Below are 21,749 nucleotides of genomic sequence, written 5' to 3' on the forward strand. Positions count from 1 at the left end.
CGATGGCCCCCTCCACCTCTCCCGAGTCCCCGGGTTCCCCCGCTTCCCAGGGCGCCCCCGGCCCCTCCGGCCCGGAGGGCGGCGGCCGCCCCGGTGGCGCCCCGCCGCGGACACCCCCCAAACCGAGCTGGGACCCGCGCGAGACCCCCCGTTCCTCGCCCCTGCTGCGCCCCACCATCCGGATACGGCTCACGCTGCTGTACGGCGGGATGTTCCTGATCGCCGGGATGCTGCTGCTGACGATCATCTATCTGCTGGCGGCGCAGGCGCTGGACGACGCCAGCCATGTCTCGTTCCGCATCCTCAACGGGGAGGTCCAGCCGACCTCGGACTGCCAGGGGCTGACCGGAACCCTCCCCAGCGACGTGTTCATGCAGCGCCTGTCGGAGTGCGCGGAGGCGCAGCGCAGGATGGCACTGGACGGGCTGCTGCGCCGCTCCCTGCTCGCGCTGCTCGGGCTCGCCGTGGCCGCGTTCGCCTTCGGCTACGTGATGGCGGGCCGGGTGCTCGCGCCGCTGGGCCGCATCACCCGCACCGCGCGCCAGGTGGCGGGCTCGGATTTGCACAAGCGGATCGAGCTGGAGGGCCCGGACGACGAGCTGAAGGAGCTGTCGGACACTTTCGACGACATGCTGGACCGGCTGGAGCGCGCCTTCACGGCCCAGCAGCGCTTCGTGGGCAACGCCTCGCACGAGTTGCGCACCCCGCTGGCGATCAACCGCACACTGCTGGAGGTGCAGCTCGCCGATCCGGACGCCTCGCCGGAGCTGCAGCAGCTGGCCAAGACGCTGCTGGCCACCAACGAGCGCAGCGAGCAGCTCGTGGAGGGGCTGCTGCTGCTCGCGCGGAGCGAGAACGAGCTGGTCGACCGCAAGCCGGTGGACCTGGCCGAGGTGGCCTCCCAGGCGGTCGAGCAGGCGCGCGGAGAGGCCGAGACCAAGGGCGTCGAGTTGCGCGGAGTACGGCAGCCCACATATGTACAGGGCAACGGGGTACTCCTGGAGCGCGTCGCACTGAACCTGGTGCAGAATGCCGTGCGCTACAACCTGCGTGCGGGCGGATGGGTCTCGGTCAGTACCGAGGCCCAGCCGGGGCAGGCGGTGCTCAGCGTCGAGAACACCGGACCCGTGGTCCCGGCCTACGAGGTGGACAACCTCTTCGAGCCGTTCCGGCGTCTCCGTACGGAGCGGACGGGCAGCGACAAGGGCGTCGGGCTCGGGTTGTCGATCGTGCGCTCGGTCGCGCGGGCGCACGGCGGCGCGGTCTCGGCCGTGCCGCGCGAGGACGGCGGCCTGGTGATGCGGGTGACGCTGCCGCTGTGAGCGGCGGCCGAAGCCGCGGAGCTTCGCGGAAAGGGCGAAGGACATGGAGGTGACGAAAAGTGACCGAAAACACCCCGGTGTAGTCGGCGACTCGTTCGCTATATGCGGAATCGAGGCCACTTCTCGCCGCCCGCGACCGGGCTGTGATCGATCACACATGCGAATTCTCGGGTGGCCCCGGACCGGGGTCGCCGAACGGGAAGAAAACCCGGAAAATCCAGGTTTCCGCAGGTGGAGATCGTGGGCAGTACCCCGGATGGCCGGTGCGGACTGTGTGCGGAGCACCGCCGGGGACCGTCTATGGTCCTCCTCGACATCCGACATGATCACCTCTTCAGGGGTGCCGTTGGGTGTCGATTGAGTAACAGACCTTGATGTGAGGCAAAATCTCCGCCTCGGGTCGGGCACAAGTCCGGCCTCTCACGCGTTACGTGCGCTGGAGACACCACAGACACCCAGAGGGGGAGAGCGACATGGCTACGGATTACGACACTCCACGCAAGACCGACGACGAAGTCAACGAAGACAGCATCGAGGAGCTGAAGGCCCGGCGGAACGACAAGTCCGCGTCCAACGTCGACGTGGACGAGTTCGAGCAGGCCGAGGGCCTCGAGCTGCCCGGGGCGGACCTCTCCAACGAGGAGCTGTCGGTCCGGGTGCTGCCCCGCCAGGCGGACGAGTTCACCTGCATGAGCTGCTTCCTGGTGCACCACCGCTCCCAGCTCGCCGCGGAGAAGAACGGTCAGCCCATCTGCCGCGACTGCGCGGCCTGAGAAGCGGACCGACTGCCGTGGCAGTCGAAGGCGCACGTGATGACGAGCGAGGCCCTCATGACCGGTCGGCCTCGCTCGTTCCCTTCGAGCGCGGTGCCGAGGGCACCGCGCCGCACGCGGACGCCCCGGTGCCGTCCGCGCCGCCAGGCGGGACAGCGTCCGGCCCCGGACCGCGGTCCGGCGGCGCCACACGGCGGATCCGGGCGCGTACGCAGATGTACGTACGCGCGGTCACCGAGCGCGTCATCGAACTCGCCCCGCGGGTGCCGGTGCGGGACCTGGCGACCCTCCGCGGCCAGTTCCCCGGGCTGAGCACCGAAGAGCTGGCCGACCGGCTGGTGGCCGGAGCCACCCGGAGCGCGGCCGCCGTGGGAGCGGGAGTCGGCGGCGCCGCGATGCTGCCGGTACCCCCGGCCCTGCCCGCCGAGCTGACCGCCGAGATCGTCGGCGTCGCCGGTGTCGAGCTGAAGCTGATCGCCGAGCTGCACGAGGTCTACGGCCGCCGCGCACCCGGCAACGTCCGGGAACGGGCCGCGGCCTACCTGGGCGCCTGGGCCTCCGAACGCGGCATAGAACTCACCCGCCCCGCCACCCTGAGCACGGCCATGAACGGGGAGCTGCGCCGCCGACTGCGGCAGCAGATCACGAAGCGCACCCTGCGCACCCTGCCGAACCTCGCGCCGTTCCTGATCGGAGCCGCCGCCGGCGCCGTGCTGAACCGCAGGGACACCGCACGGCTCGCCGAGCGCGTCCGCGCCGATCTGCGCGCCGGCGCGAGCGGCCCGCACCGCGGCTGACCGGGGCCCGGCGCCCGCGCCGAAGGCCGGATCCGGCTAGTCACATGATCGACCGGACGAGTCCTGGGAAACGGCCGACTCGCGGGCCGAAGCCAGGGCCTCCACCAGCCGCTGCGGATGCCGGGTGGAGAGGTACACGTACGGCGTGGGGTCCTGCGTATCGGTCACCTCGACCCGCACCGCGGTCGGGACGTAGCCGCGCAGCACCATGTGCGCCCGCGTGTCGGCCTTGTACGTACGCCAGGCGCGCGCCTGGGCCGCGTCCAGCGCCTCGGCCTCCCCGAGCGCGGACACCGGAATCCGCGCGTCCCCGGCGATCAGCGAGTCCGCCACCACCCGCACCCGGACGCTGCCGTAGCTGCTCACGCACACGGCTGCCAGCGCGCCGCCTCCCACCAGGCCGCACAGCAGCGGCAGCGGACCGAAGGGGAAGAGCATCAGCGCGCAGGCCACCCCGATTCCGGCGGCGATCAGCCACCAGGACCGGGGAGCGGTGAGGCGCTCGTCGTGGAGCGCGGCCGGGGCAACCATGTGTCCAGCTTGGCACGGCGCCCCCCGGCGCCCCGCACGGCGGTAAGGTCTGCACCCGTGAGTGCAGCCAATCCCCCCAGTTCCCCGAAGACCTCGCTGGTGCCGCCACCGGACGCCGTACCGCCGGTGCGCCACCCCGAGGCTCCCGAGCCCGGCGCGCCCCTCGGTGCCCACTACGACATGTGCTTCGGCTGCGGCGGCGGGCAGCCGCACGGCCTGCACCTGGCCGCGCGGGCCGGGGAGGGTGTCAGCGTCACCGCCGAGTTCACCGTCAAGCCCGCCCACCAGGGAGCGCCCGGCCTCGCCCATGGCGGCGTGCTGACCACCGCGCTGGACGAGACCCTGGGCTCGCTGGGCTGGCTGATGCACGTGATCGCCGTGACCGGACGGCTGGAGACGGACTTCCTGCGCCCGGTCCCCGTGGACACGCTCCTGTATCTGGAGGCCCGCACGACCGCGGTGCACGGGCGCAAGATCTACTCGACGGCCACCGGCCGGATCGGCGGTCCGGAGGGCCCGGTGGCCGTGCGCGCGGACGCCGTCTTCATAGAGGTGAAGGTCGAGCACTTCATCGAGAACGGCCGCGAGGAGGAGATCCACGCGGCCATGGACGACCCCGACCAGGTCAGGCGCGCGCGTGCCTTCGAGGTGAACCCATGAGCGACGGTGTCGAGATCCTGCTGCGGCGGACCGACCCCGAGGTGCCCGTGCCCTCCTACCAGCATCCGGGAGACGCCGGTTGCGATCTGGTGACCACGGAGGGCGCGGAACTGGCTCCCGGGGAGCGGGCCGTCCTGCCGACGGGAATCTCGCTCGCCCTCCCGGAGGGCTACGCGGCCTTCGTCCACCCGCGCTCGGGCCTCGCGGCCCGTTGCGGCGTCTCGCTGGTGAATGCACCGGGAACGGTCGACGCCGGGTACCGTGGGGAGATCAAGGTGATTGTGGCCAATCTCGATCCACGCGAGACCGTGCGGTTCGAGCGGTTCGACCGTATCGCCCAACTCGTCGTCCAGCAGGTGGAGAAGGTGCGGTTCCGCGAGGTCGAGGAGCTGCCCGACTCGGTGCGCGCCGCGGGCGGCTTCGGCTCCACGGGCGGCCACGCGGCGGACCGCCCGGCCCGGTCGGCGCCCGCCGACGCGTCGGGCGTCACCCTGCAGACAGCCGCACAGCAGAAGGATTACGTTGCGGTCGGTGCCGATCGAGCTTCCGACCTGAGAGGACAGTGACGTGTTCGGACGTCGTCGCAAGAAGAGCGAAGAGCCCCAGGGCACCTCGGACGAGTTCGAGACGGAACAGGAAGGCGAGGACGAGCCGCAGGACGGCGCGGACACCGAATCCGGCGCCGGAGAGAGCCGGGTCAAGCTGCCTCCGGCGCCCCGTCCGGACGGTCCCTGGGACATCGACGAGGTCACCGAGCCCGACTCCGGCAGGGTCGACCTGGGCGGCCTGTTCATCCCCGGCGTCGAGGGCATGGAGCTGCGGGTCGAGGTCGCGGGTGACGCGATCGTCGCGGCGACCGTCGTGCTGCAGGACAGCGCCGTCCAGCTCCAGGCGTTCGCGGCGCCCAAGCGCGAGGGCATCTGGGACGAGGTGCGGGAGGAGATCGCCTCCGGCATCACCCAGCAGGGCGGCGTCATCGACGAGGCCGAGGGGCCCATGGGCTGGGAGCTGCGGGCGCAGGTGCCGGTGCAGCTGCCGGACGGGACGGGCGGCGTGCAGGTCGTCCGGTTCGTCGGGGTGGACGGACCGCGGTGGTTCCTGCGCGGGGTGATCTCCGGCCAGGGCGCGGTCCAGCCCGAGGCGGCGGGTGTGCTGGAGCAGATCTTCCGGGACACGGTCGTGGTGCGCGGCGAGGGACCGATGGCGCCGCGCGACCCCATCGTCCTGAAGCTGCCCGAGGACGCGCAGATGGTGCCGGACGGAGTGCAGCAGGAGACGGTGGAGGAGGGCTCCCGGTTCGCGGGCGGCCTCGACAAGCTCCAGCGCGGCCCGGAGATCTCCGAGGTGCGTTAGGGAGTGTCTTCGAAGCCCCGTCTGCCCTCCGGGCGGACGGCGCGCCTTCGAAGACACTCCCAGGCGCGACGTGCTGCCGCGAAGGCCGGGCCCGACGGGCCCGGCCTTCCGTCGTGCGCGCCCGCCGCAGACGCGTAGGCAACGGCGGCCGCGTATGGGCCGCGTCAAGGACGTACGGGCCCCGTCAAGAGCGCCCCGGGACGTGTATGAGGGACGTCAACGGCAGGCGCTCACGCCGTCGGCGGGGGGTTTCCTGGGTGGGTCCGCACAACCTACCCACCAGGAGCACACGATGGCCGATCCGGCCTTCGCCGCCACCACCGTCGCGGTCTTCGCACTGCTGTCGCTCGTCGCCAGAGGGATGGACCGGCTGTGAGCGCAGAGAACGCCGCGGGGCTCGTGGTGGCCCTCGCGCTGCTGGGCTACCTCGTCTGCGCCCTGCTCTTCCCGGAGAGGTTCTGAGCGCCGATGAGTACCCCTCTCGCCGCCGTGCTCCAGGTGGTGGCGCTCGTCGGAGCGCTCGCGCTGGTGCACCGGCCGTTCGGCGACTACATGGCCGCCGTCTACCGCTCCGACCGGCATCTGCGCGTCGAGCGGCTCCTCCACCGCTGCGTCGGCACCGATCCGGACGCCGGGATGCGCGCACCCGCCTACATCCGCGCGGTGCTGGCCTTCTCGGCCGCCGGAGTGCTCTTCCTCTACGCCCTGCAGCGGCTCCAGGACAGGCTGCCGCTGTCCCTCGGATTCCGCGCACTCGACCCGGACCAGGCGTTCAACACCGCCGCCTCCTTCGTCACCAACACCAACTGGCAGTCCTACGCGGGCGAGTCCGCCATGGGCCATCTGGTGCAGCTGACCGGGCTGGCGGTGCAGAACTTCGTCTCGGCCGCCGTGGGGATGGCCGTCGCCATCGCCCTCGTCCGGGGCTTCGCCCGGTCGCGCACCGGGGAACTGGGCAACTTCTGGACCGACATGGTCCGCGGAGTGGTGCGCATCCTGCTGCCGGTCGCGTTCCTCGGCGCGCTCGCCCTGGTGGCGACCGGCGTGGTGCAGAACCTCGCCGGGACGCACGAGGTGCAGACCCTCTCCGGGGCCACCCAGCACATCCCGGGCGGCCCCGTCGCCTCCCAGGAGGCCATCAAGGAACTGGGCACCAACGGCGGCGGCTTCTTCAACGCCAACTCCGCACACCCCTTCGAGAACCCGAACGGCTTCAGCAACCTGCTGGAGATCTTCCTGCTCCTCGTCATCCCGTTCTCCCTGACCCGAACGTTCGGCACGATGGTCGGGAACGTGCGCCAGGGGTACGCGATCCTCGCCGCGATGGGCGTCATCTGGCTGGCCGGCGTCGCAGCGATCACCGCCGCCGAGTACGCGCACCACGGCACGGCGGCCCAGCTCGCCGGCGGCGCCACCGAAGGCAAGGAGCAGCGCTTCGGAGCCGGCGCCTCCGCGCTGTTCGCCGCCTCCACGACGCTGACCTCGACCGGCGCCGTCAACTCCTTCCACGACTCCTACACCGCCTTCGGCGGCGGGGTGGCGCTGCTGGGCATGATGCTCGGCGAGATCGCACCGGGCGGGGTCGGCTCCGGGCTGTACGGCATGCTGATCATGGCCGTCATCGCCGTCTTCCTCGCCGGGCTGATGGTCGGCCGCACGCCCGAGTACCTGGGCAAGAAGATCGGCACCCGCGAGATCAAGTACGCGGCCTGCTTTCTGCTGAGCACTCCCGCTCTGGTGCTGGGCGGCACCGCGCTCGCCATGGCGCTGCCCGACGGCGAGCGGGCGATGACCAACATCGGCGCGCACGGCTTCACCGAAGTGCTGTACGCCTACACCTCGGCCGCCAACAACAACGGCAGCGCCTTCGCCGGATTCGGCGCCGACACGCCGTTCTTCAACACCACGCTGGGCCTGTGCATGCTGCTGGGCCGGTTCCTGCCGATGGTGTGCGTCCTGGCGCTGGCCGGTTCGCTGGCCCGGCAGGCGCCGGTGCCCGTCACGGCAGGCACCCTGCGCACCGAAAAGCCGCTCTTCTCCGGCTTGCTGGTCGGCTCCGTGCTGATCGTCACCGGACTCACCTTCTTCCCGGCCCTGGCCCTGGGGCCGCTCGCGGAGGGACTCTCCTGATGAGCACGACAACAGCGGTCCGCACTCCGCGGCCGGATGACACCCAGGATCCGGCCGAGGGCCGGCACTCTCCCGGCCGGCCCCCGGGCGGCGGGTCGTTCACCCCGCGGCACCTGGCCCGGTCGCTGCCGGCCGCCGTGCGCAAGCTCGATCCGCGGTGCATGGCCGCGTCGCCGGTGATGTTCGTGGTCGAGGTGGGCTCGGTCGTCACCACCTGCCTCGCTGTCGCCCACCCTCGGGACTGGTTCGGCTGGGTGATCACGGCCTGGCTGTGGCTGACCGTCCTGTTCGCCAACCTCGCCGAAGCGGTGGCCGAGGGGCGCGGCAAGGCACAGGCCGACACCCTGCGCCGGGCCAGGACCGAGAGCGTGGCCCGGCGGCTGGCCGGACCGGACGACGCCCGGGAGACCGCGGTGCCCGGCACCGAACTGCGGGTCGGCGACCTCGTGGTCTGCGAGGCGGGTGACCTGATACCCGGGGACGGCGATGTCGTGGAGGGGGTCGCCACCGTCGACGAGTCCGCGATCACCGGCGAATCGGCCCCCGTCATCCGGGAGTCCGGCGGCGACCGGTGCGCCGTCACCGGCGGCACCAAGGTGCTCTCCGACCGTATCGTCGTACGGATCACCACCGAGCCCGGGCGGACCTTCATCGACCGGATGATCGCACTGGTGGAGGGCGCCGCCCGGCAGAAGACGCCCAACGAGATCGCCCTCAACATCCTGCTGGCAGCCCTCACGGTCGTCTTCCTCCTCGCCGTCGTCACCCTGCAGCCGTTCGCCGACCACGCCGGGGCCGAACAGTCCCTGACCGTGCTCGCGGCGCTGCTCGTCTGCCTCATCCCCACCACCATCGGGGCGCTGCTCTCCGCCATCGGCATCGCCGGGATGGACCGGCTGGTGCAGCGCAACGTGCTGGCCACCTCCGGGCGGGCCGTGGAAGCGGCCGGGGACGTGACGACGCTGCTGCTCGACAAGACCGGCACCATCACGCTGGGCGACCGCAGGGCCGTCGCCTTCGTCCCGGCAGCGGGCATCCCGGCGGAGGAGCTGGCGGACGCGGCCCGGCTCGGCTCGCTCGCCGACGAGACACCCGAGGGCCGCTCCGTCGTCGCACTGGCCGCCGGGGAGCACCCGCCGGACGGCGGCGGCCCGGCCGCGCCGGCCGCGCCGGAGGGCGCCACCTGGGTGCCGTTCACCGCGCAGTCCCGGATGTCCGGCGTCGACGTCGGTGCCCCGGACGGTACCGGCGTGCGGCTGCGGGTGCGCAAAGGCGCCGCCGCGGCGGTGTCCGGCTGGATCGAGGAGCGGGGCGGCCGGGTCGGCACGGAGGTCGACAGCGCGGTGCGCGAGATCTCCGAGGCGGGTGGCACCCCCCTGGTGGTCGCCGTCGAGGACGCTGCCGGTGCCCGGGCGCTCGGCGTCATCCACCTCAAGGACATCGTCAAGGACGGCATCGCCGAACGCTTCGCCGAACTGCGCCGGATGGGCATCAGAACCGTCATGATCACCGGGGACAACCCGCTGACCGCCGAGGCCGTCGCCGCCGAGGCCGGAGTCGACGGCCATCTCGCGGAGGCCACCCCCGAGGACAAGATGGCGCTCATCGAACGCGAACAGGCCGGCGGCCGGCTCGTCGCCATGACCGGTGACGGCACCAACGACGCCCCGGCCCTGGCTCGTGCCGACGTGGGCGTCGCCATGAACACCGGAACCTCCGCCGCCAAGGAGGCGGGGAACATGGTGGACCTGGACTCGGACCCCACCAAGCTCATCGAGATCGTGGAGATCGGCAAACAACTGCTGATCACCCGCGGCGCGCTGACCACCTTCTCGATCGCCAACGACGTCGCGAAGTACTTCGCGATCATCCCCGCGATGTTCGCCGCCGCCCACCCCGGCCTGGAGACCCTCGACATCATGCGGCTCACCTCGCCGCAGTCGGCGATCCTCTCCGCCGTGGTGTTCAACGCGCTGATCATCGTCGCCCTGGTGCCGCTCGCCCTGCGCGGCGTGCGCTACCGGCCGCTGAGCGCCGACCGGCTGCTGCGCCGCAACCTCGCCGTCTACGGCGTCGGCGGACTCGTCGCACCGTTCCTCGGCATCAAACTGATCGACCTGCTGCTGACCACGCTTCCCGGAGTGAGCTGAGCGACATGACCACAGCTGTTGTACGCGCCGCGGGCCGGCTCGGCTGGGCCGCCGGCCGCGCCCTGCTCGCACTGACTCTCCTGTGCGGGGTCCTCTACCCGCTGGCGGTGACCGGCGTCGCCCAGGCCGTCTTCCCCGGCAAGGCGAACGGCTCGCCGGTGCGGGTGGCGGGCGAGGAGGTCGGCTCGGCCCTGATCGGGCAGCAGTGGCGCGGCCGGAAGTGGTTCCACGGCCGCCCCTCGCACTCCGGCTACGATCCGCGTGCCTCCGGCTCCGGTCAGCTGGGTGCGAGCGACCCGCGGCTGGTCGCGTCCGTACGGCGGACCCGGCACGAGGTCGCCGAGCTGAACGGGGTGCCGCCCGCCGCCGTGCCCCCCGACGCGGTGACCGGTTCCGCATCGGCCCTCGACCCGCACATCTCACCCCGGTACGCGAGGATCCAGAGCGCGCGGGTGGCACGGGCCAACGGGTTGCCCGTGCAGGCGGTGCGGGCTCTGGTGGCCTCGCACACGGAGGGCCGCGGCGCCGGATTCCTGGGCGAGGAGCATGTGAACGTGCTGACGCTGAACGTGGCCCTGCGCGCCGCGGCAGCCTCCCGCTGACCGCGGGGCTCCCAGCGGAGCCCGCGCCCGGCCTCCCCGCCGTGAGTGCGGTCCGCGGCACCCGGCCCGGTCCCGGCCCCCGGCGTGGCGGGCCGGGACGGACGCCGAACGCCGCCCGGGCGCCCGGCGCCCACCCGGGCGATCCATACGCAACCCTGACGCCCGGCCCCGCCCGCACCGCATGACCAGGGCCGGAAAGCGGTGACAATGGAGGGCATGGTGTCCGGAACGCAGCAGCAGCAGCGGCGGCGGGGCCGGCTGCGGGTCTTCCTCGGAGCGGCGCCCGGCGTCGGCAAGACCTACGCCGTGCTCTCCGAAGCGCACCGCCGGGTGGAGCGGGGCACCGACGTGGTCGTCGGATTCGTCGAGCACCACGACCGCCCGCGGACCGAAGTGCTGCTGCACGGGCTGGAGCAGGTGCCGCGCCGCGGGACCACACACCGGGGCGCCGACCTCACCGAGATGGACACCGACGCGGTGCTCGCCCGCCGCCCCGCCGTGGCCGTCGTGGACGAACTGGCCCACACCAACGTGCCCGGCTCCCGGAACGCCAAGCGCTGGCAGGACGTCGAGGAACTGCTCGCCGCCGGGATCGACGTCGTCTCCACCGTCAACATCCAGCACCTGGAGTCGCTCGGCGACGTGGTGGAGTCCATCACCGGCGTACGGCAGCGCGAGACCGTGCCCGACGAAGTGGTGCGGCGCGCCGACCAGATCGAACTGGTCGACATGTCCCCGCAGGCCCTGCGCCGCCGGATGGCGCACGGCAACGTCTACGCGCCGGACAAGGTCGACGCGGCGCTGTCCAACTACTTCCGGCCCGGCAACCTGACCGCCCTGCGCGAACTGGCCCTGCTGTGGACGGCCGACCGGGTCGACGAGTATCTCCAGCAGTACCGCTCCGAGCACCGCATACGCACCACCTGGCAGGCCCGCGAGCGGATCGTCGTCGGGCTCACCGGCGGGCCCGAGGGCCGCACCCTGATCCGCCGCGCCGCCCGGATGGCGGCCAAGGGCTCGGGCAGCGAGATCCTGGCCGTCCACATCTCCCACGCCGACGGCCTCACCTCCGCCTCCCCGCAGGAACTCGCCGTCCAGCGCACCCTCGTGGAGGACCTCGGCGGCACCTACCACCACGTCATCGGCGACGACATCCCCCAGGCCCTGCTGGAGTTCGCGCGGGGCCACAACGCCACCCAGATCGTGCTCGGCTCCTCGCGCCGCAGGACCTGGCAGTACGTCTTCGGGCCCGGGGTCGGCGCCACCGTCGCCCGGGACTCCGGGCCGGACCTGGACGTGCACATCGTCACCCACGAGGAAGTCGCCCGGGGGCGCGGGCTGCCCGGCACCCGGGCCGCCCGGCTGGGCACGGCGCGCGTCGTCGCCGGCTGGCTGACCGCGTTCGGGGCTCCCGTGCTGCTGACGTTCCTGATGCTGGCCACCGAGCCGGGCATCGGCTTCGCCAACGACGTGCTGCTCTTCCTGGTGCTCACGGTCACCGCCGGACTGGTGGGCGGACTGCTGCCCGCGCTGGCCTCCGCCGCGGTCTGCTCGGCGCTGCTGAACTACTTCTTCACCGAGCCCGTCCGCACCTGGACCATCAGCGACGGCCGCAACGTCGTCTCGCTCGCCGTCTTCTTCGCCGTCGCCGTGGCCGTCGCCTCCGTGGTGGACCTGGCGGCCCGGCGCACCCAGCAGGCGGCCAGGCTGCGCGCCGAGTCGGAGATCCTCTCCGCGCTGGCGGGCAGCGTGCTGCGCGGCGAGACCCCGCACGCGAGCGGCGGTCCGGGCAGCGGGCCCAGCCTGGAGGCGCTCCTGGAGCGGGTCCGGGAGACCTTCGCCATGGACGGTGTCGCCCTGCTGGAGCGCACCGCCGAGCGGGCCGCGTGGACCTGCGCGGGCAGCGTCGGCACCACCGGCTCCGGCAAGCGGCTGGCCGCACCGGAGGACGGCGAGACGGACATGCCGGTCGGGGACAGCATGATGCTGGTGCTCTCCGGACGGGTGCTGCCCGCCGAGGACCGCAGGGTCCTCGCCGCGTTCGCCGCGCAGGCCGCCGGGGTGCTCGACCGGCAGCGGCTGCTGGGCGAGGCCGAGCAGGCCCGCGAGCTGGCCGAGGGCAACCGGATCCGCACCGCGCTGCTGGCCGCCGTCTCGCACGACCTGCGCACCCCGCTGGCCGCCATCAAGGCGTCCGTCTCCTCGCTGCGCTCCGACGACGTGCAGTGGTCGGCGGAGGACGAGGCGGAGCTGCTGGGGGCGATCGAGGAGGGCGCGGACAAGCTCGACAACCTGGTCGGCAATCTGCTGGACATGTCCCGGCTGCACACCGGCACCGTCCGGCCGCACATCAAGGACATCAGCCTGGAGGAGGTCGTGCCCAAGGCGCTGGGCGGCGTCCCGGAGGGCAGCGTGCGGCTGGCCGTCGCCGAGGCGCTGCCGCTGGTCGCCGTCGACCCGGGGCTGCTGGAGCGCACCGTCGCCAACCTGGTGGAGAACGCGGTCAAGTACAGCCCGGAGGGGAAGAAGGTGCTGGTGCGCGCCAGCGCGCTGGCCGACCGGGTCGAGCTGCGCTGCACCGACCGCGGCCCCGGGGTGCCCGACAGCGACAAGGACCGCATCTTCGAGCCCTTCCAGCGCTACGGCGACGCACCCGGCGGTGCCGGGGTCGGCCTCGGTCTGGCCGTCGCCCGCGGCTTCGCCGAGGCGATGGGCGGCACGCTGGAGGCCGAGGACACCCCCGGGGGCGGCATGACCATGGTGCTCACCCTGCGCGCGGCGCACGGCCGCGGACCCGCGCCCCGCCGGCTGTCGAACCCCGGCGGCAGACCGCAGCTCCAGTCGCAGCGCTCCGGCGCCTGAGCGGCACGACGTAACCGAGAGGAACAAGAATGCACCGGGTGCTCGTGGTCGACGACGAACCCCAGATCGTCCGCGCCCTCGTGATCAACCTCAAGGCGCGCAAGTACGAGGTGGACGCCGCGCACGACGGCGCGACCGCGCTGCGCCTGGCGGCCGACCGGCATCCCGACGCCGTCGTCCTGGACCTGGGACTGCCCGACATGGACGGCGTGGACGTCATCCACGGCATCCGCGGCTGGACCCGGGTGCCGATCCTGGTGCTCTCCGCCCGGCAGACCTCCGACGAGAAGGTGGCGGCGCTGGACGCCGGAGCCGACGACTACGTCACCAAGCCGTTCGGCATGGACGAGCTGCTGGCCCGGCTGCGCGCCGCCGTCCGGCGCGCGGAGCCGCCGGCCGGGATGCCGGAGGGGACCGGGGTCATCGAGACCCGGACCTTCACCGTCGATCTGGCGGCGAAGAAGGTGCACCGCGACGGCGGCGACGTACGGCTCACCCCGACCGAGTGGCATCTGCTGGAGGTGCTGGTTCGCAGCCCCGGGCGGCTGGTGAGCCAGAAGCAGCTGCTCAGGGAGGTCTGGGGCCCCTCCTACGGCACCGAGACCAACTACCTGCGGGTCTACATGGCCCAGCTCCGCCGCAAACTGGAGGCCGACCCCTCGCACCCCCGGCACTTCGTGACCGAGGCCGGCATGGGCTACCGCTTCGAGACGTGAGCACACGCTGCGGCGCCCCGGTACGCGGCGGTGCCGGCGGGCGGGGGAGACGTGCCGCCGTCCGGCGGTACCCTGGCGGTTATGACTGGCGCCACCCGAGAGCAGCGGGGCACGGGAAGCGGGCGGTTCCGACGGTTCCTGGAACGGCTCTCCTCCTCGGAGGAGGACCTGCGCTCGGCCGAGCTGCGTGAGGAAGCCGAGGACACCGGCTGTGCCCGTATCTCCGAATGCACCGACCGCGAGATGGTGCGGGTAACCGGTACGCTGCGCACCGTGACACTGCGGCCGCGCGCCGGAGTGCCCACCCTGGAGGCCGAGCTGTTCGACGGGTCGGCCTCGCTGGACGTCGTCTGGCTGGGCCGCCGCTCCATCGCGGGGATCGAGCCGGGCCGCAAGCTGATCGTCTGGGGGCGGATCACCGTCAACCACGGCCGTCCCGTCATGTTCAACCCGAAGTACGAGCTGCGACCCCTCGGACAGGAGTAGCGGGTGACCCTTCCCGACAAGCGGACCGAAGCGCAGGAGCCGGACGACCGGCCGGCCGGCGGGACCGGCTCGCAGGCCCCGCAGGAGACCGGATCGCAGGCCGTCACGGAAGCGGCGCTGTTCGAGGCGTTCGGCGGGGTGCGGGGCCTGGTCGAGACGACGGTGCCCGGCCTGGTCTTCATCGCGATGTACACGGTGAACAAGGACATCCACACCGCCGCGATCACAGCGCTGGTGCTCTCCGGTGTGATGGTCGTCTTCCGGCTGCTGCGCAAGGACACCGTCAAGCACGCCTTCAGCGGGATCTTCGGCGTCGGCTTCGGCGTGCTCTTCGCGATGATGACGGGCAACGCCAAGGACTTCTACCTGCCGGGCATGCTCTACACGCTGGGCCTGGCGCTCGCCTACCTCGTCACCGCCATGGCGGGCGTGCCGCTGCTCGGCCTGGTGCTCGGTCCGGTGTTCAAGGAGAACCTCTCCTGGCGCAAGCGCAACCCCGGCCGCAAGAAGGCGTACACCAAGGCGAGCTACGCCTGGGGATTCATCCTGCTCGGCAAGTCGGCCGTGCTCTTCCCGCTCTACTTCTGGGGCGAGACCACCCAGTTCGGCTGGGTCACCGTCATCCTGAAGATCCCGCCGTTCCTGCTGGCCGTCTACCTCACCTGGATCTTCCTGGCGAAGGCGCCGCCGCCGATCAATGTCATCGCCGAGCTGGAGGCCGAGGAGGAAGCGGCCAAGGCCGAGAAGGCCGCCGCACAGGCCGCCACGGCGGAGGCGGGCACGACCGGCCGGCACCGCCGCTGAACCCGGCCGGCGCCGCCGTCGACGCGCACGCGCCCGCCCCGCGGTCCGGCTGAACGGGCCAACCGGACCGCCTGCCGCGCCGTCCTCGCCGCCGCGGGGAAGGATCTCCGCGACGCGCACGGCGACACGGAGGCGAGGCGCCATGGACGACCCCACCCGGCGGCCCGGACCGCCCACGGACGGAGCGGCCGCGCACAGGGCACGCAGGACGGTGCTGCGGACCGTCCTGGCGACCGCCGCGGCGCTCGGCACGGGCACCCTCGCCGCGTGCGGCTCCGACGGAGGCGAGGGGGACTCGTCCCCGTTCACCGGTGAGCAGCACAAGGGCGGCCGGGTGCTGGCGGTGAAGGTCGACAACGTGACCGCGGCCCGGCCGCAGAACGGGCTCGACCGCGCCGACATCGTCTACACCGAGCAGGTCGAGGCCGGTCTCAGCCGCATCCTGGCCGTCTTCGCCTCCGACCTCCCCGCCACCGTCGGCCCGGTGCGCAGCGCCCGCGAGTCCGACATCGAACTGCTGCGCCAGTTCGGCGAGCCGGCCCTGGCGTTCTCCGGCGTGCAGAGCAAGCTCCTGCCGACCCTGGAGGCGGCACCGCTGCGGCTGCTGCCGCCCGGCGAGCTGACCGACGGCTACGAACGCGACCCGGGCCGCCGCGTTCCCCACAACCTCTGTCTCAAGGCGCGCCGCGCCGAGCAGGCCGCCGACGGCGCCTCCGCGCCCCGGGACATCGGCTACCGCTTCGGTTCCGCACCCGGCGGCGGCCGGTCCACCGACCGGCACACCGTCCGCTACCCCGGGGCCCGCTTCACCTTCACCTGGTCCGCCGACCGCGGCCGCTGGCTGGTGGCGATGGACGGGTCCCCGGCACGTGCCCGCGGTGGCGGGCGGCTCGCCCCCGCCACCGTCGTGATCCAGTACGTGACCGTGCGCCCGTCCCGCTTCCACGACAGTTCCGGCAGCGTCACCCCTTACACCGAGACCGTCGGCTCCGGCGACGCCCTGGTGCTGCGGGACGGCACGGCGTACGAAGCACACTGGTCGCGCCCCTCGGCGAGCGGCGGCACCGCCTTCACCCTGGCGGACGGCGGGGATCGGCTGCCCTTCGCGCGCGGCCAGGTGTGGGTCGCGCTGGTGAAGAAGAGCTGACCGGGCCGCTCACGCCGGGCCGAGCCGCCGCCGCGGAAGCCCGCCCGCGACCGTTCTCGTCAACCGCGGCTTCCGCCCCCGTGAGCGCGCCGCAGCCCGCGGGAGCGGCACCCGCGCGACCACCATCGCGGGGCTGTCACCCGCGGGTCGAGAGCAGTTCCTCGAGCTGTTCCTCGCGTGCGGGAGCGGCGACGAAGAGGAGTTCGTCGCCCGCCTCCAGCACGTCGTCCGGATCCGGCGTCAGCACCCGGGACCCGCGGATGATCGTCACCAGCGCGGTGTCCTCCGGCCAGCTCACGTCACCCACGCGGGTGCCCGCCAGCGTGGACTCCGGGGGCAGCGTGAGCTCCACGAGGTTCGCGTCGCCCTGCGAGAAGCGCAGCAGCCGCACCAGATCGCCGACGCTGACGGCCTCCTCCACCAGAGCCGACATCAGGCGCGGGGTCGAGACGGCGACATCCACTCCCCACGACTCGTTGAACAGCCACTCGTTCTTCGGGTTGTTGACCCGGGCCACCACCCGGGGCACCCCGTACTCCGTCTTGGCCAACAGCGAGACCACCAGGTTGACCTTGTCGTCACCCGTTGCGGCGATCACCACATGGCAGCGCTCCAGCGCCGCCTCGTCCAGCGAGGTGATCTCGCACGCGTCCGCCAGCAGCCACTCCGCCTGGGGAACCCGCTCCACGGAGATGGCTGTCGGCGCCTTGTCGACGAGCAGGACCTCGTGCCCGTTCTCCAACAGCTCGCCCGCGACGGAGCGGCCCACCGCGCCCGCCCCGGCAATCGCCACTCTCATGCGTTCCCCTGGTTCGCTTCTCCGCCTGTCCGGCGGAGTGCGTGCGTCCTGCTCCGGCGCGGCTCGGCAGCCGCCCGTGTGCCGTTCACGACTCCGGCCCCACGGCGAAGACTTCCTCTACTCTCGCGACCTCGTCGCAGCGCATCATCACATGCACCAGGTCGCCCTCCTGCAGCACCGTCTGGGACGTCGGCAGTATGGCCTCGCCCAGCCGGGTGAGGAAAGCGATGCGCACCCCGGCCTCCTCCTGGAGCCGGCTGACGCGCTCGCCCACCCACGACGCGGAGGTGTGCACCTCGGCCAGCTGCACGGCACCGCTCGGGTCCCGCCACAGCGGCTCCGAGCCGGACGGCAGCAGCCGGCGCAGCATCTGGTCCGCGGTCCAGCGCACCGTCGCGACGGTCGGGATACCGAGACGCTGGTAGACCTCCGCGCGCCGCGGGTCGTAGATCCGCGCGGCCACGTGCTCTGTGCCGAACATCTCACGCGCCACCCGGGCCGCGATGATGTTGGAGTTGTCGCCGCTGCTGACCGCGGCGAACGCCCCCGCCTCCTCTATACCGGCCTCGCGCAGGGTGTCCTGGTCGAAGCCGATCCCGGTGACGCGGCGTCCGCCGAATCCCGAGCCGAGGCGCCGGAACGCGGTGGGATCCCGGTCGATGACCGCGACCGTGTGGCCCTGTCGCTCCAGGGTCTGCGCGAGCTCTGCACCCACTCGCCCGCAGCCCATGATCACAATGTGCAACGCCCGTCCCTTCGTCCCGTACAGCGGGCCGTCTCAGCATCGCACGACTGACCGCATACGATCCTCTGCGTGTCCAGGATGACCGACGTACCGAAACGACTTCTCCTCGGGAGGGCGCTGCGCAGTGACAGGCTCGCCGAGACGCTCCTTCCCAAGCGTCTCGCCCTCCCCGTCTTCGCCTCCGACCCGCTGTCCTCGGTGGCGTACGCGCCGGGCGAGGTGCTGCTGGTCCTGTCGGTGGCGGGGGCCTCCGCCTACAGCTTCAGCCCGTGGATCGCAGTGGCGGTCGTCGTGCTGATGTTCACGGTGGTGGCCTCCTACCGGCAGAACGTGCGGGCGTATCCGAGCGGGGGCGGGGACTACGAAGTCGCGACCACGAACCTGGGCCGCAGGGCGGGGCTGACCGTCGCCAGCGCACTGCTGGTCGACTACGTGCTCACCGTGGCGGTCTCGATCGCCTCGGGGGTCGAGAACCTCGGCTCGGCCATCCCGTTCGTCGTCGAGCACAAGACGTTCTGCGCCGTCGCCGTGATCGTGCTGCTGACGCTGATGAACCTGCGGGGCGTGCGCGAGTCCGGCAAGCTGTTCGCCGTACCGACCTACTGCTTCGTCGCGGGCGTCTTCGGGCTCTTCGTGTGGGGGGTGGTGCGCGGAGTCATCCTGGGCGACGAGATGCGTGCCCCCACCGCCGACTACGAGATCCACACCGAACAGTCCGGCCTCGGCGCGTTCGCGCTGGCCTTCCTGCTGCTGCGCGCCTTCTCCTCCGGCTGCGCGGCGCTCACCGGCGTCGAGGCGATCAGCAACGGGGTGCCCGCCTTCCGCAAGCCCAAGTCGAAGAACGCCGCGACCACCCTGGCCCTGATGGGCGTGCTGGCGGTCACCATGTTCTGCGGCATCATCGCGCTGGCGCTGGCCACCAAGGTGCGGATGGCGGAGAACCCGGCCAAGGACCTGCTGATCGACGGCCGGCCCGCGGGCGCCGACTACACCCAGAACCCCGTCATCTCCCAGGTGGCGGCCGCGGTCTTCGGCGACGGCACGCTCCCCTTCGTCTACCTGGCAGCGGCCACCGCGCTGGTACTGTTCCTGGCCGCCAACACCGCCTACAACGGCTTCCCGCTGCTGGGCTCCATCCTGGCGCAGGACCGCTACCTGCCGCGGCAGTTGCACACCCGCGGCGACCGGCTCACCTTCTCCAACGGCATCGTGCTGCTGGCGGGCGCCGCGGTGATACTCGTGGTGGTCTACGGAGCCGATTCCACCCGCCTGATCCAGCTCTACATCGTGGGCGTGTTCGTCTCCTTCACCCTCAGCCAGATCGGCATGGTCCGGCACTGGAACCGGCTGCTCGGCACGGAGACCGACTCCGCGAGCCGGCACCGCATGCACCGCTCCCGTGCCATCAACACCTTCGGGGCCTTCTTCACCGGGCTGGTGCTCGTGGTGGTGCTGGTGACGAAGTTCTCCCACGGCGCCTGGGTCTCCCTGGTCGGCATGGGACTCTTCTACGCCGTGATGACCGCCATCCGCCGGCACTACGACGGAGTGTCCGAGGAACTGGCGGCCGAGGACCCCACCGAGGCGAAGCTGCGCCCCTCGCGGGTGCACTCCTTCGTGCTCGTATCCAAGATCCACAAGCCCACGCTGCGCGCCCTGCGCTACGCCAAGCTGCTGCGCGCCGACACCCTCGAAGCCGTCACCGTCAACATGGACCAGGACGAGACGGAGCAGCTCCGCAGGGAGTGGGAGGAGAGCGGCATCGACATCCCGCTCACCATCCTCGACTCGCCCTACCGGGAGATCTCGCGCCCCGTCATCGACTACGTGAAGCGGCTGCGCCAGGAGCAGCCCCGCGACGTGGTGAGCGTCTTCATCCCGGAGTACGTGGTCGGCCACTGGTACGAGCACCTGCTGCACAACCAGAGCGCGCTGCGGCTCAAGGGCCGGCTGCTGTTCACACCCGGCGTCATGGTCACCTCGGTGCCCTACCAGCTGGAGTCCTCCGAGCTGGCCAAGAAGCGGGCCAGGCGGCGGGAGCAGTGGAACGCGCCCGGCTCCGTGCGCCGCGGTCCCGTCATCCAGCCGCGGAAGTCCCAGAAGGACGGCGGCAAGGGCGGCAAAGGCGGCAAGGGCCCCGGAAACGGGTCCGGACCGGCGGGGAGCCTGACCCGGCAACGCGGGAAGTAGACTCGGCGGCTGCGGCCCGGGCGGTCCCTCCCGCCGGGCCGGACCCGCGTCCCGCCGCACGGCGGCCCCGGTTCCCCCGTGCCGGTCGCCGCCCAGCCGCTCTTCAGCCTTCAGCCTTTCCAGCCGTTTGGAGTCACCCCCCGATGCCCGAAGCCAGCGCGTCCGAAGAGCTCGCCCCCTCCCTGGTGGGGGAGGAGTACGAGGTCGAGGTCGGCCCGGTGGCGCACGGCGGCCACTGCGTCGCCCGTACCGGCGGCGGCCAGGTGCTCTTCGTCCGGCACACGCTCCCCGGCGAGCGGGTCGTCGCCCGGGTGACCGAGGGCCGCACCGACTCGCGCTTCCTGCGGGCCGACGCCGTGGACGTCCTGGAGCCCGCCAAGGACCGCGTCGAGGCGCCCTGCCCCTTCTCGGGCCCCGGGCGCTGCGGCGGCTGCGACTGGCAGCACGTCAAGCCCGGCGCGCAGCGACGCCTCAAGGCCGACGTGCTCACCGAGCAACTCCAGCGGCTCGCCGGGCTCACCCCCGAGGACGTCTCCTGGGACGGCACGGTCGAGCCCGCACCGGGCGACAAGGTCGCCCCCGGCGAGGTCCCGGCCTGGCGCACCCGCATGCGCTACACCATCGACGCGGAGGGCCGCGCCGGACTGCTCAAGCACCGCTCGCACGAGGTGCAGCGCATCGACCACTGCCTGATCGCCGCACCCGAGGTCGAGGAACTCGGCATCGAGGCGCGCGAGTGGCCGCAGATCGCCACCGTCGACGCCATCGCCGCCACCGGCTCCGCCGACCGCCAGGTCGTCCTCACCCCCCGCCCCGGCGGCCGGCTGCCCCTCGTGGAGCTGAACCGCGAGGTCTCCGTCCTCCGCGTGGGCGAGAAGGACCGCGCCGTACACCGCGTGCACGGCCGCGACTTCGTCCGCGAGCGCGCCGACGGGCGGACCTGGCGCATCGGCGAGGGCGGCTTCTGGCAGGTCCACCCCCGCGCCGCCGAGGTCCTGGTGGACGCCGTGATGCGCGGCCTCACCCCCCGCAAGGGCGAGACGGCACTGGACCTCTACTGCGGCGTCGGCCTGTTCGCCGGGGCGCTGACCGACCGCCTCGGCGAGAAGGGCGCGGTGCTCGGCATCGAGTCGGGCAAGCGGGCGGCGGCCGACGCCCGCAAGAACCTCGAGGACTTCCCCCGGGTACGTATCGAACACGGCAAGGTCGACAAGGTCCTGCCGCGCACCGGCATCACCGAGGCCGACCTGGTCGTCCTCGACCCGCCCCGGACCGGCGCGGGCAAGCGCATCGTCGACCAGGTCGCCGCACTCGGCCCGCGCCGCATCGCCTACGTCGCCTGCGACCCGGCCGCCCTCGCCCGCGACCTCTCCTACTTCGCCACCGCCGGCTACCGCCCCCGCTTCCTGCGCGCCTTCGACCTGTTCCCGATGACGCACCATGTTGAGTGCGTTGCGATTCTGGAGCCGGTGGGGAAGGGCGCCTGAACTGGGGGTCTGCTGCCGGGTGGGCTGCTCGGCCGGGTTCCCTCCGCGTAGCGGCCCGAGGAGACGCATCGCTCTTCGCGCCGCGCTGACCTGTGATTCGTGAGCGGGGTACGTGCAAGGGCGCGCCTTCACGTGACTCCCGGGGAGATCCCTGAAGCTCCGCGGAGTCGAGAGCGCGGTCTCCTCGCGAACGTG

General features: G+C 72.4%; 20 protein-coding genes. 17 read left to right on the forward strand and 3 right to left on the reverse strand.

Annotation, left to right across the window (positions count from 1 at the left end):
- Positions 1–2 precede the first annotated feature (2 nt).
- The 3 genes from A949_RS0130195 (at position 3) to A949_RS0130205 (ending at position 2,892) form a co-directional block, all read left to right on the forward strand.
- Entirely contained in the window at positions 3–1,322 is a 1,320-nt protein-coding gene (locus A949_RS0130195) for a sensor histidine kinase (protein WP_019359800.1), read from the forward strand.
- 473 nt (positions 1,323–1,795) lie between these two features.
- Complete coding sequence (locus A949_RS0130200; RefSeq protein ID WP_019359801.1) at positions 1,796–2,095, forward strand: DUF4193 domain-containing protein; 300 nt, start codon at positions 1,796–1,798, stop codon at positions 2,093–2,095.
- Positions 2,096–2,310: 215 nt separating this feature from the next.
- Positions 2,311–2,892 (forward strand): hypothetical protein, encoded by a 582-nt coding sequence (locus tag A949_RS0130205; protein WP_019359802.1) that lies wholly within the window; start codon positions 2,311–2,313, stop codon positions 2,890–2,892.
- 36 nt (positions 2,893–2,928) lie between these two features.
- On the opposite strand, the gene A949_RS0130210 is transcribed toward A949_RS0130205, so the two are convergent.
- Positions 2,929–3,423 carry a DUF3093 domain-containing protein gene (locus A949_RS0130210; RefSeq protein ID WP_019359803.1) on the reverse strand — a complete coding sequence of 165 codons (495 nt, stop codon included), beginning with the start codon at positions 3,421–3,423 and terminating at the stop codon, positions 2,929–2,931.
- A 57-nt stretch (positions 3,424–3,480) separates the two neighbouring features.
- On the opposite strand from A949_RS0130210, the gene A949_RS0130215 reads away from it, so the two are divergent.
- The 12 genes from A949_RS0130215 (at position 3,481) to A949_RS0130275 (ending at position 16,333) form a co-directional block, all read left to right on the forward strand.
- Entirely contained in the window at positions 3,481–4,083 is a 603-nt protein-coding gene (locus A949_RS0130215) for a PaaI family thioesterase (protein WP_051271732.1), read from the forward strand.
- Entirely contained in the window at positions 4,080–4,649 is a 570-nt protein-coding gene (dut, locus tag A949_RS0130220; protein WP_019359805.1) for a dUTP diphosphatase, read from the forward strand. The genes A949_RS0130215 and dut overlap by 4 nt, the downstream gene beginning before the upstream one ends.
- 1 nt (position 4,650) lies before the next feature.
- The gene (locus tag A949_RS0130225) at positions 4,651–5,436 is read left to right on the forward strand and encodes a DUF3710 domain-containing protein (RefSeq protein ID WP_019359806.1); all 786 of its coding nucleotides are present in this window, start codon (positions 4,651–4,653) and stop codon (positions 5,434–5,436) included.
- 372 nt (positions 5,437–5,808) lie between these two features.
- Positions 5,809–5,898 (forward strand): K(+)-transporting ATPase subunit F, encoded by a 90-nt coding sequence (gene kdpF / locus A949_RS35940; protein WP_019359807.1) that lies wholly within the window; start codon positions 5,809–5,811, stop codon positions 5,896–5,898.
- A 6-nt stretch (positions 5,899–5,904) separates the two neighbouring features.
- The gene (gene kdpA, locus A949_RS0130240; protein ID WP_019359808.1) at positions 5,905–7,566 is read left to right on the forward strand and encodes a potassium-transporting ATPase subunit KdpA; all 1,662 of its coding nucleotides are present in this window, start codon (positions 5,905–5,907) and stop codon (positions 7,564–7,566) included.
- Positions 7,566–9,716: a potassium-transporting ATPase subunit KdpB gene (gene kdpB, locus A949_RS0130245; protein WP_019359809.1), complete on the forward strand. Its 2,151-nt coding sequence runs from the start codon at positions 7,566–7,568 to the stop codon at positions 9,714–9,716. Before kdpA ends, kdpB begins: the two co-directional genes overlap by 1 nt.
- A gap of 5 nt (positions 9,717–9,721) precedes the next feature.
- Complete coding sequence (gene kdpC / locus A949_RS0130250) at positions 9,722–10,318, forward strand: potassium-transporting ATPase subunit KdpC (protein ID WP_019359810.1); 597 nt, start codon at positions 9,722–9,724, stop codon at positions 10,316–10,318.
- A gap of 207 nt (positions 10,319–10,525) precedes the next feature.
- Positions 10,526–13,180: a sensor histidine kinase gene (locus tag A949_RS0130255; protein ID WP_019359811.1), complete on the forward strand. Its 2,655-nt coding sequence runs from the start codon at positions 10,526–10,528 to the stop codon at positions 13,178–13,180.
- 29 nt (positions 13,181–13,209) lie between these two features.
- A complete protein-coding gene (locus A949_RS0130260; RefSeq protein WP_019359812.1) occupies positions 13,210–13,896 on the forward strand; it encodes a response regulator in 687 nt (228 codons plus the stop codon).
- A gap of 81 nt (positions 13,897–13,977) precedes the next feature.
- The gene (locus tag A949_RS0130265) at positions 13,978–14,382 is read left to right on the forward strand and encodes an OB-fold nucleic acid binding domain-containing protein (protein WP_019359813.1); all 405 of its coding nucleotides are present in this window, start codon (positions 13,978–13,980) and stop codon (positions 14,380–14,382) included.
- Between the two features lie 3 nt (positions 14,383–14,385).
- Positions 14,386–15,186 (forward strand): DUF3159 domain-containing protein, encoded by an 801-nt coding sequence (locus A949_RS0130270; protein ID WP_019359814.1) that lies wholly within the window; start codon positions 14,386–14,388, stop codon positions 15,184–15,186.
- 142 nt (positions 15,187–15,328) lie between these two features.
- The gene (locus A949_RS0130275; RefSeq protein ID WP_019359815.1) at positions 15,329–16,333 is read left to right on the forward strand and encodes a DUF3048 domain-containing protein; all 1,005 of its coding nucleotides are present in this window, start codon (positions 15,329–15,331) and stop codon (positions 16,331–16,333) included.
- 136 nt (positions 16,334–16,469) lie between these two features.
- Here A949_RS0130275 and A949_RS0130280 read toward each other — a convergent pair whose 3' ends face one another.
- Entirely contained in the window at positions 16,470–17,132 is a 663-nt protein-coding gene (locus A949_RS0130280; RefSeq protein ID WP_026005177.1) for a potassium channel family protein, read from the reverse strand.
- Positions 17,133–17,217: 85 nt separating this feature from the next.
- Positions 17,218–17,877 carry a potassium channel family protein gene (locus A949_RS0130285; protein WP_026005178.1) on the reverse strand — a complete coding sequence of 220 codons (660 nt, stop codon included), beginning with the start codon at positions 17,875–17,877 and terminating at the stop codon, positions 17,218–17,220.
- A gap of 69 nt (positions 17,878–17,946) precedes the next feature.
- Between A949_RS0130285 and A949_RS35105 the strand changes: the two genes are divergently transcribed.
- Together A949_RS35105 and A949_RS0130295 are read left to right on the forward strand one after the other, a co-directional pair.
- Positions 17,947–20,067: an APC family permease gene (locus A949_RS35105; protein ID WP_051019699.1), complete on the forward strand. Its 2,121-nt coding sequence runs from the start codon at positions 17,947–17,949 to the stop codon at positions 20,065–20,067.
- A 143-nt stretch (positions 20,068–20,210) separates the two neighbouring features.
- Positions 20,211–21,554: a class I SAM-dependent RNA methyltransferase gene (locus A949_RS0130295; RefSeq protein WP_019359819.1), complete on the forward strand. Its 1,344-nt coding sequence runs from the start codon at positions 20,211–20,213 to the stop codon at positions 21,552–21,554.
- Positions 21,555–21,749: the final 195 nt, after the last annotated feature.

This window comes from Streptomyces sp. AA1529, from assembly GCF_000280905.1.
Lineage (GTDB): Bacteria > Actinomycetota > Actinomycetes > Streptomycetales > Streptomycetaceae > Streptomyces.

What these genes read in the sequence shown, in the direction of transcription:
- A949_RS0130195 (WP_019359800.1), top strand. Translation starts at nt 3, where the DNA reads ATGGCCCCCTCCACCTCTCCCGAGTCCCCGGGTTCCCCCGCTTCCCAG.
- A949_RS0130200 (WP_019359801.1), top strand. Translation starts at nt 1,796, where the DNA reads ATGGCTACGGATTACGACACTCCACGCAAGACCGACGACGAAGTCAAC.
- A949_RS0130205 (WP_019359802.1), top strand. Translation starts at nt 2,311, where the DNA reads ATGTACGTACGCGCGGTCACCGAGCGCGTCATCGAACTCGCCCCGCGG.
- A949_RS0130210 (WP_019359803.1), bottom strand. Translation starts at nt 3,423, where the DNA reads ATGGTTGCCCCGGCCGCGCTCCACGACGAGCGCCTCACCGCTCCCCGG.
- dut (WP_019359805.1), top strand. Translation starts at nt 4,080, where the DNA reads ATGAGCGACGGTGTCGAGATCCTGCTGCGGCGGACCGACCCCGAGGTG.
- kdpA (WP_019359808.1), top strand. Translation starts at nt 5,905, where the DNA reads ATGAGTACCCCTCTCGCCGCCGTGCTCCAGGTGGTGGCGCTCGTCGGA.
- kdpB (WP_019359809.1), top strand. Translation starts at nt 7,566, where the DNA reads ATGAGCACGACAACAGCGGTCCGCACTCCGCGGCCGGATGACACCCAG.
- kdpC (WP_019359810.1), top strand. Translation starts at nt 9,722, where the DNA reads ATGACCACAGCTGTTGTACGCGCCGCGGGCCGGCTCGGCTGGGCCGCC.
- A949_RS0130255 (WP_019359811.1), top strand. Translation starts at nt 10,526, where the DNA reads ATGGAGGGCATGGTGTCCGGAACGCAGCAGCAGCAGCGGCGGCGGGGC.
- A949_RS0130260 (WP_019359812.1), top strand. Translation starts at nt 13,210, where the DNA reads ATGCACCGGGTGCTCGTGGTCGACGACGAACCCCAGATCGTCCGCGCC.
- A949_RS0130265 (WP_019359813.1), top strand. Translation starts at nt 13,978, where the DNA reads ATGACTGGCGCCACCCGAGAGCAGCGGGGCACGGGAAGCGGGCGGTTC.
- A949_RS0130275 (WP_019359815.1), top strand. Translation starts at nt 15,329, where the DNA reads ATGGACGACCCCACCCGGCGGCCCGGACCGCCCACGGACGGAGCGGCC.
- A949_RS0130280 (WP_026005177.1), bottom strand. Translation starts at nt 17,132, where the DNA reads ATGAGAGTGGCGATTGCCGGGGCGGGCGCGGTGGGCCGCTCCGTCGCG.
- A949_RS0130295 (WP_019359819.1), top strand. Translation starts at nt 20,211, where the DNA reads ATGCCCGAAGCCAGCGCGTCCGAAGAGCTCGCCCCCTCCCTGGTGGGG.